The organism is Psychrobacter sp. WY6, assembly GCF_018448495.1.
Lineage (GTDB): Bacteria > Pseudomonadota > Gammaproteobacteria > Pseudomonadales > Moraxellaceae > Psychrobacter.
In genome coordinates, this window is the sequence record NZ_CP049902.1 from 3,226,319 (window position 1) to 3,238,910 (window position 12,592).

Consider the following 12,592-nt stretch of genomic DNA (forward strand, 5'->3'; position numbering starts at 1 on the left):
AAAAATAGCGCCTAACATGGGCGCTATTTTATATCAGTCAGCTGAACGATTAAGAACGATGTCCATTAGTATGCTTAGCTTGATATTTGCTTTTTGCTTTGAGATGAGCCGCTGGTTTTTTGATTGATGCTTTGACACTACTACCTTTTTCTTAACATGCTGATGTTTATTATCAAACTTTGCATTGACCTTTTGATGCTTCACTTTAACAACATGATGTTTAGCAATTTGCGGCGCAGCACTTGCTTGGCTAACCATTGTGAAGCAAGCAGTAATGGCTAGCATTGAACTTATCATTATTTTTTTCATTATTTTTTCTCGTATAAAGTCATATTGGTTATGAGTTGTGATTGAAAGTGCCTTACTCAATATCAAGCAAAGCATTCACGTGATAAGAAGCATCATGATAAAAATCTGCTCTATCGACAACGAGAATGATAAATGATTCAAACGTTAAGTATTTATGAAGATTGAAGAAAGGTAACCTTAATGAGGGAAGGTTTCTTAAGTGGTACGCTATAAGCGTCATATTGGCGCTTTTCTAGACGGGCAAGTAATAGCGAATGAAAAGATATCTTATATATAGCTTAGGATGACTGGCTTTGGCATATTTTTTATAAAGCGTAGACGTTGTCACGATACTTTCATTTTCACCCTATAAAATGCGTTGATTATTCAAAGCCATTGACGATATGCCGCATCACAATAAAGACTTTTAAGGAGTGAAGACCAAACTAAGCAGGCGAGATAAGTATTTGTAAGGGTCATTAGGGTTGGGCTTTTTTTAAAGTAGCCACACTTATGGCCTTCTGAATAGCAATTTTGAAATAACTGAGAATCGATGTAATGAACCATTACTTATGTTTGACAGATTATGAAAAAAACTTGATTGATAGTGCTTTGCTCATTCTGATGAAAAAAAACATCCAATATAGCGATCAATCAAAAGAAAACTCAGTGCAGCAATACTATCAAGATTTTAATCTCACACTTTTTGAGCTATGTGCAAAAATAAAAGCACCTGATTTTGATAAGCAAATGGATTTATCCTCGAAAGAAATCAAAGCAATTAAAAAAGCCCTAACCTCACTGTATGACCGTATCTATCAAAGAACCCTTAAGGACATAGAGGGCAACCAAGAAGATCACTATAAGAGCTGTAAGTTACAGATTATAGAATTAGAGAGAAAAATCGATATTATCGAGAAAAACAGTATAGAGAGCAATAGTTGTTAAATTGTTCTTTTTTACCGAAAAATTTCACTATTTTTAAGTCGCTAGCACCATCAATATTGGTCGCGTAAAACAAAAAATCGCACTCCGCATTACATTAGCCTATCTTTTCCGCTGGGTTTTATTAGCTCTTTCCCATTTGTTTGGCTATCGTCTAGCTACTTCAGTCATATAGTCTTCTCAGTACAAGATGGATATAAATATAGCAAAGGATAGTACGACAAATTAAGGTACGGCAAATTAAGGTACAGCAAATAGCAGGCTGGGCAAATATGACGACGCTGTGACCGATTTCTCTACAATGCCCGATATATCTCTATACAAGACTTGTAAAGAGCATACCCCTTGTCTTAGAATGGCATTGCTAATGATAATGTCTATTTTTTAAGTATTCTTTCTAAAATGCTTTAAACTGACGTTTTAATTTAGCACACCTCCTTACTTATAATGTTACCTATGCATCATCAGCATGCTGGTAATACGATGACCCTATCATGTCTACTAAGCGCCGCAAGCTTGTTTTACGATATTCATCACCGGTAACGATGTGGTTCGGCATGTTGGTCGCGTGTTTTGCTTGGATCATGCACATCACGCTGTTGCTCACACCTCTATGGGATGATAATGCCCACTTAGGTCATGGTATCTGTGCAGAGCTTGCACCGATTGTATCGGCAGCTAAGCAGTATGAGCAAATACAGACTGATATTGCGCAAACGAATCACAACATACCCATTGATAGTGCCGCTCGTCATTTCCTTCATCATAATGCATCCCTATCTTTAGCATCGCCTGCGACCGTTGAGCCAGTTATAACGGTTGACGCCGCACCTTCGCACGAAGCTTTGTATAGCAAAGATAAGGTTGAAAGCTCTGAATCTAACCCTGATACCTTAAAATACACTGGCTGTGACCTTTGCACTGCCATGTCTGCGGCACTATTGCCAGTCGCTTTTACACATACTACTGACTCGGCTTTGATTGAGCTGTCTATTGTCTCAGTCACGTTTTTGTATCGCTCACATACCTACTCTCCTAGTAATTTTTTACGACCCCTCGCACGCGCTCCTCCAGTCACACTCACATAACTATCTACATTTATAGTCCAATATTTTTAGGGCGTGTCCTCATTTTAAAAATGGTGATAAACATGAGATAAATTGCCGTCAAACAAGAAAAGTAGCGCAAATATATCGAGATATTAATAAGCTATTTGATGATGCTTGGCAAAATTTAGCCATTTTTAGTCCATTTCGAAAGTAATCAATTGAATTGAGGACACGCCCTAGAGCATTAGTGACAATGCTCTCAATCAACGCGCTCATTTGAGCTCTGATTGAGGCACTTGTATGCGTTTGCCTAAAACATTGCGCTCAAAACTGTGCTCATAATATTGTGCTCAAAATGCTATCTATTTATATCGGAAAATATTCAGTAAGTGCCTAGTCTAAGTCCATAAGTGGCTTGGCTGACATTGCAGCTTGGTAAAAACTGAATAACCGATTTCATGAAATATTTTTGCGAATTTCTAGGAAAGTAAGATGTTATCTTCATCAATGAATGCTGTACCTATTTTAAAACTAAGTGTTTTAGCTTTGTCTTTATTGCATATCAGTAGCGCTTATGCGGATTCCACAACCGTAAAGGCGCACATGCCTACTACTGATGATGAGCCACATATTCAATTGCCAGAAATCGTCGTTTATGCGACAGCAGCGGATAAGCGCTCTAGTACCAATGCACTCGGGACAGCCGCCACCCTTGATCAAAAACTTCTTAACAGTAAACAAGTGGCAAGCAGTGATACGGCCACCATACTGACAAAAATACCTGGTCTAAATGTCCAAAGTGCCGGTGGTATCTCGAACTTGCCCGTGATGAGAGGCTTGGCGGATAACCGTCTGCGTATCTTAGTGGATGGCGTTGACTCAATCGCCTCCTGTCCAAACAGTATGAACTCACCCTTGTCTTATATTGCGCCAAGCGCTATAGACAAGACCACCGTCTATGCAGGTGTGACGCCTGTGAGTGTCGGTGGTAACATTGGCGGTACTATCGTTGTCGAAACAGCAGCCTATGTTTTCAACGGATAGCGACATATTAACCTCAGGTGAAATTGGCACATTTTATCGTAGTAATGGTGACGCCTATGGTGCTAACTTATCTACCACAGCGGCAAACGAGCAGCTTAGCCTCACCTATAAAGGCAGCTTTGCGCAGGCGGATAATTATAAAGCTGGTGGTGATTTTAAATCTTATACAGAGACAGGAAACGCTGGTAAAACCTTAGCGAAGGACGAAGTTGGTTCAACCGCCTATGAAAGCAAAAACCAGTCAGTAGATGTGGCTTATAAGAATGGCAATCATCTACTACAAGGCACTTATTTGTGGCAAAACGTCCCAAAAGAGCTATATCCAAATCAGCGGATGGATATGCTCGACAATCAGCTTGACCGCATTAATTTGCGCTACAAAAGCGAGTTAAATTGGGGACAGTTAGAAGCACAGGCCTATCATGAAGATGTCGATCACTATATGAATTTTGGGGAAGACAAACAGTTCTTATATGGTAATGCCAAAGGTATGCCGATGTACACCAGTAGCGAGACCATCGGTGCCAATCTTAAAGGTATTATTGATTTAACCAACCAAGGCACGCTCAATATAGGTGCTGAATATCAAGACTACACGCTCGATGACACGTGGGCGGCATCTGGCGACGGTATGATGTCGCCAAACGACTTTCAAAATATCAACAATGGTCAGCGTCAGCGTATCGGTATCTATGGCGAATGGGAAAAAGATATCTCATCTGACTGGAGCACCCAGCTTGGCGCTCGCTATGAAAACGTACGTACCAGTGCTGATGAAGTACATGGCTATCAAATCGATGGTCAAAACAATATGACCAATCAGGTGCGAGATAGCGCTAACTTTAATGCCAGTGACCGCCGAACCACTGATAACAACTTTGATATTACTGCACTCGCACGCTACGACATTGATTCACAAAAAAATCTAGCCTTAGGTCTATCGCACAAAGAACGCACGCCAAGCTTATATGAACGCTATACCTGGTCCACTTGGAAAATGGCGGCCATCATGAATAATACCGTTGGTGACGGTAATGGCTATTTTGGTGATCCTAATCTACGCCCAGAAAAATCCAACACCCTATCTGCCACCTTAGACTGGCGCGGTGCTGATGATAGCTGGGGCGTTAAAGCCACTCCTTACTATTCAAACTTGACGACTATGTCGATGCCGTACAGTGGAACCCCATGGCAAACACAGCAGCTAGCACTCAAACAGCGAATCAATATAATGTGCTGCGCTATACCAACCAAGATGCTGAGATATATGGCATAGATATCTCAGCCAATCGGGAGCTGGCAGCAAATGCTTGGGGATACTGGAATATAGTAGGCTCCTTAAGCTATACCAAAGGGGAAAATAAAGACAGCGGCTCAGACTTATATAACATCATGCCATTCAATGGCAGTGTTGCCCTGAATCGGGAAAATAACGGTTGGACAAACCAAATCGAAGTGGTGGGCGTCGCGGCTAAAATGATATCTCAACCCCTCGCAACGAAATTAAAACGGCGGGTTATGGCCTCTTAAACCTCAGTACAGGCTATCAGTTTAAAGAGGTAGCGATTGAGGCTGGTATCGACAATGTCTTTGACAAAAACCATGCCCTACCTTTAGGCGGTGCCTACATGGGGCAAGGTAGAACTATGTCTATGAATAAGGAGATAGATGGCAGCTCTAACTGGGGCACGGCTATACCTGGCGCGGGTCGCTCATTCTATGTAGTGTTAACTATAGTTTTAGGTGTCATTAAGATAGATTGTTAACTGACTTTATTTCTCTTATACCATTTCCAAAAATTAGAATAATAAGGATAACTTTTTTGACTATGACCGCTAACAGGCTTAGCAAGTCTAATAAAGTTAATCGTATTTTTGGATTTGGTATTATATTATAGGAAGCACTTTCATGACTATGGCACTATTAATAGCATTCTTAATGGGATTTTTTGGCTCGCCGCATTGCTTAGGTATGTGTGGTGGTATCGTGACTGCATTCGGACTATCGATGAAAGAACTAGTCCAGCAAAAAAACGCGGCCTCATTGCAACTTACCATCTAGGGCGCTTACTCAGTTATGCCCTATTGGGCTAATTGCCGGTGTGATTGGCACCACAGTATTAACGCACCTAATGGTTGGCAATAGCACACCTCGCATCCTACTAGGGTTGGTCTTGGTATTTAGGATTAACCATGCTAGGTTTGCCTTTTTTGAACAAGCTTGAACGTCTTGGTATGCATTTTTGGCAAGCTTTATCACCTCTGCGGCAGAAAGCATTCCCCTTAAACACCTTTCCTCGAGCATTAACAGCAGGTTTATTATGGGGGTTTTTACCCTGTGGTCTCGTTTATGGCGCATTACTTATGGCGGTCATCGGTCATGACCCGCTCACAGGTGCCGTGTTAATGTTTGTCTTTGGTCTAGGAACCGTACCCATGCTCGTCGCTACGCACGGAACGGTCAACTGGATGCGCAATCAAATCGGGCGTTTGCGCCTAAGGCAAGTGAATGGCGTAATCATGATGTTATCTGGCTTAGCCGTCATAGCGGTGCCGATGATCATGGCCAATATGCATGGTGGACACGGGCAAATGAACCATGAGCAAATGAATCATGAGCAAATGAATCATGAGCAAATGAATCATGAGCAAATGAATCATGAGCAAATGAATCATGAGCAAATGAATCACGAGCAAATGAATCACGAGCAAATAAATCACGAGCAAATGAATCACGAGCAAATGAATCACGAGCAAATGAATCACGAGCAATAAAAACGTCTCTCATGTACATAGGAGGCAATGACATTTTAAACTATCGATAGGGCATGTTTAGCGTGCCCTATTTTTTTATCTACTAATGCGCCAACCTCTGAATTTGGCAAAGAAACCTTTCAGAAAAGTTAAAAGCCTCTGACTCCGGTACTTCTTCAACATGATGACGAGCCGCCAGTATCGGCTGCTGCACCAATCTTTCGTGATGATCAAAAGCGCGATCCAGACTGATACTCATGATAGAGAAGTTGGTCGGCCGTGGTAGACAACGATATACCCTTTATTAATTAAATCAATGACCATATGGGCGTCTTTGAATTCAGTCAACATAAGAACCATCAAATCTGGCTGGATGTTTTTTAAGGCATAAACAATGGGGGTAATATTTTCTTTATTGAGCGTCGAATCCGTAATCGTGACGCCAAAGCGTTTCTTTTGTAATAACTTTGCTGCCTGTTCAAGGTTACTGGCCCAACTCACGGTATAAGCACTCTTAAAGTGACTTTTTATTTGCTGATAGACGCTCTCGTCGTCATCTAATACCAATATATTACGATTGCTACCAGTACTGCCACCACTAACTTGTTGAGTATCATTACCTTGCATAGTGTTTTGGGTGATTTCTTGTGTTTGCTGAGCTATTTCTGTGGCTTTATTGACGATTTGTTTAAGCTCATCATTCTGCCATGGCTTTGTAATATAACGATAAATTTCGCCCTCATTCACAGAGTCAATCACTGCAAAATCCGCATAACCGGTCAGCAAAATACGCAGCGTATTTGGTGAGGCCGCTTTGATATCACGTAACACTTCTGTACCTTGCTTATCTGGCATGCGTTGGTCGCTGATGACCACTTGCACATCATGCTCGCTAACATACTTCATCAATTCGCTAGCATCAGTGGTGATAAATACATCATGTGACTGACGAAAATGCATTTTTAAACTGCGTAAAATGCGTGGCTCATCATCGATAAAAGCGATTTTTGGTTTTTGCATGACACTCTCTTTAAATAAGTGATTGGAAGTCTCTCAACTTTCAAATAAAGCTTGTGAAGGTTTAGGTTCATGAGCGCTAGACTGTATCGGTAGCATGAGGGTAAATGTCGTGCCCTCCCCAACGATTGAGCTAACCTCGATGTATCCACCATGTTGTTCAATGATTTGTGCCGTGATAGCCAATCCTAACCCTGTGCCATCGCCTGCTTTTTTGGTGGTAAAAAACGGCTCAAAGATGCGTTAAAATATGCTCTGCGATACCGACACCATTGTCTATAATACGTACAACAATATATTGCTGCGCCTCATCGACAGACGAGCTGACTTGCAATGTCCCTTTATGATCTGGCGGCATGGCTTGCGCGGCATTATTAAAGGTTTAGTAATACTTGGTTAATTTGTGAAGGATTACACTGAATGAGCGGCAGCTCGGCTAGATTGGTATTGACGTCTAAGGTTTTTAAATTATTGCGAGCCATAATCAATGAGGTATTGATGCAATCATTGATATCGACATCTTTTACTTTTGATTCATCCAGTCGAGAAAAGTCGCGCAAGCTGACGACCAGTTCAGCAATTTGATCGACGCCATACAGTCCATCTTTGATTAAATCTGCCAAATCTTCATTGACTTCATCTTCTTTAATCTCTTCACAGCATTGTAAAGTCTCTTCTATCAGTATCTTGACTTGCTCTTGATTGATAGTTGGCGCTTTTAACGCCTGCAATAATTGATCGGTATGCTGTAGCAATTCATCAAAACGAACAAGATTATCGCCAACCAATTCCATGTTACTTCGCACGTAGCCCAGCGGTGTGTTGACCTCATGCGCCACGCCTGCCACCATTTGACCTAATGTCGCCATTTTTTCGGAGCGCACCAGATGCACTTGTGAGGCTTTCAACTCATCCATGGCTTGCTGCAAGTCTTGGGTGCGGGCAGCGACTTGTTTTTCTAGATGGACATTGATTTCGGCAAGTGCGCCTTCATTTTCGACGACGCGGTCAATCAGTTGATTGGTCTGCTCGCTGATGATTTGAATTTCGCTGACATTTGAGTGTGGCAGTTTAAGCGCGCTTAATTGTTGATATTTTTTTTGCTCAATTAATGCGCCCATATCAGCCACTGCTAGTGCCATATATTTTAGCGGTCGTGTAAAGTAGCGACGGAACACCCACGCGGTCAACAACAGGGGAATAAAACCCAGTAGCATGGTTTGAATCAGTTGGTTCGACAACGCATTTGCTACGCTCATCATGTCATTATTGGGCTTGACGATGACCATCTTCCAATAGGTAAATGGCATACGAAACACAAAGGCGGTGGCGGACTGCTGCAACACAAAATCATTGGGCACAGCGATGGTCTCAATCAAGTGACTGTCTACCAGATTAAACGTTTGGTCAATATTCAATAGCAGCAATGCTGACAGCAACTTGGATTCTTGTTCGCTGATTTTATTCAGATTGGTCGTACTCAAAATACTACGTGCGCGAGCGTATAACGACTCTCATCTTTGGCAACAGCCTCATCGATGAGTGTTTGGTTAATGCTATCTAGGCTGTCCGCAATAGGGGCAAAGCTTGAATGTTTCTCGGCCAATTGATGCGCGGTTACCATCTCGCCTTGGGGATTATCTTCAGTCGCTTGCGTGACCATAGATTGATCAGGAAAGGTCAAAAATCGATTGTCCAAGTCTACCAAAAAGACATAACCACCCAGCTTATCTTGCCACTTTTTCATGGCTTCATCGAGGTTATCTAATAGCAGATTAAAACTCACTACCCCATCAAAAGCCTGATTGCGACTGTCATACAATGCCTTGGCACACGTCATCATCGGCTGATTGCTTTGCGGATCGACATACGCACGGCTCCAGACACAGTGGTCATGGCGTGCGTACATCGCAGGAATGTACCACCACTCTCTATAATAGGGACTCGGCGTTTGGCGCACTTGATTATACTGCTCTAACGGCTGCATGTTGCCTGCGTCATCACGCGCCCACACAAACGACTGACGCTCTCGGTTTTGAGCGTACATATTTGGATCAAACCACACGCCGCCGCCCATAATCCGTTGATCGGTCTGTTGCATGAGATTACCAAAGGTTTCTCTATAAAGACCGTCTTCTTTTGGCAAGCCGCCCGCCATCGCACTGGTTGCCTTTGCCAGTCCGTCGACATGGCTGATATTCGCCATAATGCTATTAATAGCTTCGTTACCCGTTTCAACCACTGTCTCTGAAGTCATCTCCAATATACGAGGCTTAGCTTGAGTCTCAATAACCCAATACACCATCAGGATAATTAGTAAAAAGCCAATGCTAAAATAATCAGCATGCGTGTGGAAATACTACCAAGCCGACCAGCAACACTCATAGATAAACCTTATATTGATGCGTCTACCATCATCAATGCATCACTTAATGAATAAAGACATCAGTGATACGAAACCACCATTTATAGTGGGCTCAAGGATACGATGCCGTCATGACAATATGATGACAAAAGTTTTTTTTCTTATCTGTTGACCAGCACCTTTTAATTAACAACAATTAGCTTGCCGTTGATAGATACAACCTTGTACTCATTTAGCGCTGCTCTCTTTTTATCATCAATAACATCATGCAGCTTATTGAGCGCATAGCTGTACTATCAGCCATTGCAAGGCACAAAAAGCCACTTATTGTTTAAGTGGCTTCTTCATATTCAAGTCAGTCGCTAATTTTTTTATTTATGTCATCAATATCTCTATGATTATAGAGTCTGCCAAGTTTATCTTGTTCTGTACTGTGAAATTTTATACATATATTAATAATACTAATATAGAGGGTGTGTTTGTATTTTATATAATATCGCGGATCACCGTCACTTATCACTGATTGCAAAGCCTGTCTGCTGTACACTCAGAGCTTAATATCACTCGCTCATACAGCTATTCAACTAACCCTAAAGAAAGGCGCTCACAAAGTCTTTCTCTTTTAAATATTAAAGGAAAGCGATGCGTCCTTTGTTTTTTAGTACTTTGTGCTTAGCAAGTAGTCTTTCACTAATGGCTTGTAGTAGTCATCAACCAACCACGGCAAAAGAATCAACAGCTATCATTAACAACACGGCAAAAGAGAACGCTGACGAACAGCTAAGCATGGAGCCGTCCAGCCCCGAAGAACCGTTATCAGCGTTCACCGCTTTTGGTAATACAGAAAAAAGTTGGCGCACAGTAATTGATGGCAACCAACTCAGCATTGAAGCAGATTTTTTGAAACCAACGACCATCGTTGTCTCTCGTTCGACCTATGCCGAAGGTGTGGAATACGTGAGTACCGTTAGCGGCAAACCTATTATTGAATATACACAGCCAGATTTGTACCGATGATAATGGCTATCAAAATGAATTTACGGTGACGTTGACTTATGATAATAAAAGCTATCAAGGTTGTGCCGTTGCTGGAGCGTATGAAACAGCGCCTACGTAATTGCATAGAATTTATTGTGGTTAGCAACCATCATAAATAGCCAGCCATTAGCCAGTGGATAACGCATAACTTGGCAATAAGTACTTATATTACTTTCAACCGATGTCATTATTGTTTAATAAAATACCCTATAGTCTGTCTATAAACCCTTCATTTTAGTCAAATAACCTTTTATATCAGTCTTACTCAATAAGGATGAACCTATGAAAATTACGAAGACTCAAACCAATAATCCGGTAGACCACGACACATTTATCCATCAGCCTGATGCCAGTAAAACCCGTGTAGCAAACATACCAGGCAAGCGCTTACCCTTCCCTGACCAAATTGGTAATTATCAGCGCAATATTGGGACGCCCACTGACGCTTATCAGGACAGTAAGGTTTATATCGTTGGGGCGGTATTGCAGGTTTGGCCAGTGCTTATTACTGCATCCGAGATGGCAAAGTATCCGCTGAAAACATTACCATTTTAGAGCATCTTGACGTGGCAGGTGGCTCCTTAGATGGTAGCGGCAATCCTGAGACGGGTTATATGGTGCGCGGCGGTCGTGAAATGGATTTCACTTACGAAAACTTTTGGGATTTATTTCAAGATATCCCCGCTCTTGAAATGCCTGCGCCTTATAGCACCTTGGATGAGTATCGCATAGCAAATGACACCGATCCTAATTACTCTATTGCACGCCTGATCCATAAGCAAGGCGAGATAAAAGACTTCAGTCAACTGGGATTGAGTAAAGCCAACCAACTCGCTTTAATTCGTTTGCTATTAAAACCCAAGGAAGAGCTAGACGATATCACTATTGAAGAGTATTTTGATGACAGCTTTTTGAGTAGCAACTTCTGGACATTTTGGCGAACCATGTTTGCTTTTGAAAACTGGCACAGCTTACTTGAGTTTAAGCTTTATACGCATCGATTTTTACACGCATTGGACGGTCTAAACGACATGTCTGACGGTATTCCCAAGATACAATCAGTTTGATAGCTTTGTTATGCCACTACAAAACTATTTAAAAGATAAAGGTGTGCAGTTTCAGTATGACACGCTCGTTACCGATTTAGACATTGAGTTTGAGCATGCTGACAAGGTAACAGGCACCAAAAAGGTCAAAGCCATCATCACGGAGAAAGCGAGTGAGCAAACCACCATTCCTATGGGTAGCAATGATTACGTCATCGTGACGACTGGCTCCATGACCGAAGATACCCGCTATGGTGATGATCATACTGCGCCGACGCTGGACTTCACAAAAGACACTATGGGGCAATCGTCTGGTTGGAAAGTATGGAATAATCTGGCTAAGCAATCTGCCGTCTTGGTCATCCAGAAAAATTTAATCAGCATGTGGATAAATCTGCTTGGATGTCGGCGACGTTGACCTGCCAGCCGTCTGCCTTTATTGATAAGCTCAAAACGCTGTCTGTCAACGACCCTTATAAGGGTAAAACAGTGACCGGTGGCATCATTACGATTACGGATTCAAACTGGTTGATGAGCTTTACTTGTAACCGTCAACCGCATTTCCCTGATCAGCAAAAGACCGCTAGTCGTATGGCTATATGCCTTGTTTATGGATAAAGAAGGCAATTATGTCAAAAAACCCATCCCAGAATGTACAGGCAAAGAGATCTTGAGCGAACTCTGTCATCACCTTGGTATCCTCGATGATATAGAGAAATCATGGCCAATACCATCGTCAGAACGGCTTATATGCCCTACATCACCTCGATGTTTATGCCTCGTGCTAAAGGCGATCGCCCTGAGATAGTCCCTGATGGTTGTGTCAATATGGGTCTAGTCGGTCAGTTCGTCGAGACACATAATGATGTGGTATTTACCATGGAGAGCTCTGTTCGTACTGCTCGTGTCGCAGTTTATGAGCTATTAAACGTGCAAAAACAAGTCCCCGATATAAACCCATTACAATACGATATCCGTCAATTACTAAAAGCCGCGAATACACTCAATGATGTAAAGGTTTCATCGGCGAAGGTCTATTAACTAAGC

At 42.0% G+C, this 12,592-nt stretch carries 15 protein-coding genes and 2 pseudogenes; 10 read left to right on the top strand and 7 right to left on the bottom strand.

All coding sequences use genetic code 11. From position 1 onward, the window contains the following. Positions 1 to 33: 33 nt before the first annotated feature. A complete protein-coding gene (locus G7Y90_RS16180) occupies positions 34 to 309 on the bottom strand; it encodes a hypothetical protein (RefSeq protein WP_250162916.1) in 276 nt (91 codons plus the stop codon). 555 nt (positions 310 to 864) lie between these two features. On the opposite strand from G7Y90_RS16180, the gene G7Y90_RS16185 reads away from it, so the two are divergent. From G7Y90_RS16185 to G7Y90_RS16210, 6 genes and pseudogenes are all read left to right on the top strand, one after another. Beyond that, positions 865 to 1,236 carry a hypothetical protein gene (locus G7Y90_RS16185; protein WP_193007223.1) on the top strand — a complete coding sequence of 124 codons (372 nt, stop codon included), beginning with the start codon at positions 865 to 867 and terminating at the stop codon, positions 1,234 to 1,236. A gap of 491 nt (positions 1,237 to 1,727) precedes the next feature. Continuing rightward, positions 1,728 to 2,321, top strand: coding sequence for a hypothetical protein (locus G7Y90_RS16190; protein ID WP_250162917.1), 594 nt, complete (start codon positions 1,728 to 1,730; stop codon positions 2,319 to 2,321). Between the two features lie 453 nt (positions 2,322 to 2,774). Next, entirely contained in the window at positions 2,775 to 3,326 is a 552-nt protein-coding gene (locus G7Y90_RS16195; protein WP_250162918.1) for a TonB-dependent receptor plug domain-containing protein, read from the top strand. Further along, the gene (locus tag G7Y90_RS16200) at positions 3,310 to 4,602 is read left to right on the top strand and encodes a TonB-dependent receptor domain-containing protein (RefSeq protein WP_250162919.1); all 1,293 of its coding nucleotides are present in this window, start codon (positions 3,310 to 3,312) and stop codon (positions 4,600 to 4,602) included. The genes G7Y90_RS16195 and G7Y90_RS16200 overlap by 17 nt, the downstream gene beginning before the upstream one ends. Beyond that, positions 4,560 to 4,856: a hypothetical protein gene (locus G7Y90_RS16205; protein ID WP_250162920.1), complete on the top strand. Its 297-nt coding sequence runs from the start codon at positions 4,560 to 4,562 to the stop codon at positions 4,854 to 4,856. The genes G7Y90_RS16200 and G7Y90_RS16205 overlap by 43 nt, the downstream gene beginning before the upstream one ends. Before the next feature lie 378 nt (positions 4,857 to 5,234). Then, positions 5,235 to 6,100: pseudogene (locus G7Y90_RS16210) on the top strand (sulfite exporter TauE/SafE family protein). Positions 6,101 to 6,182: 82 nt separating this feature from the next. Here G7Y90_RS16210 and G7Y90_RS16215 read toward each other — a convergent pair. Genes G7Y90_RS16215 through G7Y90_RS16230 form a run of 6 tightly spaced genes read right to left on the bottom strand, consistent with a single transcriptional unit; the run spans position 6,183 to position 9,353 of the window. Further along, positions 6,183 to 6,338 (bottom strand): hypothetical protein, encoded by a 156-nt coding sequence (locus G7Y90_RS16215; RefSeq protein WP_250162921.1) that lies wholly within the window; start codon positions 6,336 to 6,338, stop codon positions 6,183 to 6,185. Further along, on the bottom strand, positions 6,335 to 7,099 hold the full coding sequence (locus G7Y90_RS16220; protein ID WP_250162922.1) for a response regulator: 765 nt from the start codon (positions 7,097 to 7,099) through the stop codon (positions 6,335 to 6,337). Before G7Y90_RS16220 ends, G7Y90_RS16215 begins: the two co-directional genes overlap by 4 nt. Positions 7,100 to 7,132: 33 nt before the next feature. Further along, positions 7,133 to 7,282 (bottom strand): hypothetical protein, encoded by a 150-nt coding sequence (locus tag G7Y90_RS18180; RefSeq protein WP_284143766.1) that lies wholly within the window; start codon positions 7,280 to 7,282, stop codon positions 7,133 to 7,135. Positions 7,283 to 7,328: 46 nt separating this feature from the next. Then, the gene (locus G7Y90_RS18185; protein WP_284143767.1) at positions 7,329 to 7,454 is read right to left on the bottom strand and encodes a hypothetical protein; all 126 of its coding nucleotides are present in this window, start codon (positions 7,452 to 7,454) and stop codon (positions 7,329 to 7,331) included. A gap of 16 nt (positions 7,455 to 7,470) precedes the next feature. Further along, complete coding sequence (locus G7Y90_RS18190; RefSeq protein ID WP_284143768.1) at positions 7,471 to 8,580, bottom strand: sensor histidine kinase; 1,110 nt, start codon at positions 8,578 to 8,580, stop codon at positions 7,471 to 7,473. Further along, complete coding sequence (locus G7Y90_RS16230) at positions 8,577 to 9,353, bottom strand: PDC sensor domain-containing protein (RefSeq protein ID WP_250162923.1); 777 nt, start codon at positions 9,351 to 9,353, stop codon at positions 8,577 to 8,579. The genes G7Y90_RS18190 and G7Y90_RS16230 overlap by 4 nt, the downstream gene beginning before the upstream one ends. Positions 9,354 to 10,103: 750 nt before the next feature. On the opposite strand from G7Y90_RS16230, the gene G7Y90_RS16235 reads away from it, so the two are divergent. The 4 genes and pseudogenes from G7Y90_RS16235 (at position 10,104) to G7Y90_RS18200 (ending at position 12,586) form a co-directional block, all read left to right on the top strand. Further along, a complete protein-coding gene (locus G7Y90_RS16235) occupies positions 10,104 to 10,478 on the top strand; it encodes a hypothetical protein (protein ID WP_250162924.1) in 375 nt (124 codons plus the stop codon). A 303-nt stretch (positions 10,479 to 10,781) separates the two neighbouring features. Beyond that, a complete protein-coding gene (locus G7Y90_RS16240; protein WP_250162925.1) occupies positions 10,782 to 11,054 on the top strand; it encodes a hypothetical protein in 273 nt (90 codons plus the stop codon). Further along, positions 10,991 to 11,566 carry an oleate hydratase gene (locus G7Y90_RS18195; protein WP_284143769.1) on the top strand — a complete coding sequence of 192 codons (576 nt, stop codon included), beginning with the start codon at positions 10,991 to 10,993 and terminating at the stop codon, positions 11,564 to 11,566. The genes G7Y90_RS16240 and G7Y90_RS18195 overlap by 64 nt, the downstream gene beginning before the upstream one ends. Before the next feature lie 10 nt (positions 11,567 to 11,576). Beyond that, positions 11,577 to 12,586: pseudogene (locus G7Y90_RS18200) on the top strand (oleate hydratase). Positions 12,587 to 12,592 lie beyond the last annotated feature (6 nt).

Bases quoted from the DNA above. Each gene is read 5' to 3' on its own strand.
- G7Y90_RS18185 (WP_284143767.1), bottom strand. From the start codon at position 7,454: ATGCCGCCAGATCATAAAGGGACATTGCAAGTCAGCTCGTCTGTCGAT.
- G7Y90_RS16240 (WP_250162925.1), top strand. From the start codon at position 10,782: ATGAAAATTACGAAGACTCAAACCAATAATCCGGTAGACCACGACACA.
- G7Y90_RS16235 (WP_250162924.1), top strand. From the start codon at position 10,104: ATGCGTCCTTTGTTTTTTAGTACTTTGTGCTTAGCAAGTAGTCTTTCA.
- G7Y90_RS16230 (WP_250162923.1), bottom strand. From the start codon at position 9,353: ATGACTTCAGAGACAGTGGTTGAAACGGGTAACGAAGCTATTAATAGC.
- G7Y90_RS16200 (WP_250162919.1), top strand. From the start codon at position 3,310: ATGTTTTCAACGGATAGCGACATATTAACCTCAGGTGAAATTGGCACA.
- G7Y90_RS16190 (WP_250162917.1), top strand. From the start codon at position 1,728: ATGTCTACTAAGCGCCGCAAGCTTGTTTTACGATATTCATCACCGGTA.
- G7Y90_RS16220 (WP_250162922.1), bottom strand. From the start codon at position 7,099: ATGCAAAAACCAAAAATCGCTTTTATCGATGATGAGCCACGCATTTTA.
- G7Y90_RS16215 (WP_250162921.1), bottom strand. From the start codon at position 6,338: ATGAGTATCAGTCTGGATCGCGCTTTTGATCATCACGAAAGATTGGTG.
- G7Y90_RS16195 (WP_250162918.1), top strand. From the start codon at position 2,775: ATGTTATCTTCATCAATGAATGCTGTACCTATTTTAAAACTAAGTGTT.
- G7Y90_RS16180 (WP_250162916.1), bottom strand. From the start codon at position 309: ATGAAAAAAATAATGATAAGTTCAATGCTAGCCATTACTGCTTGCTTC.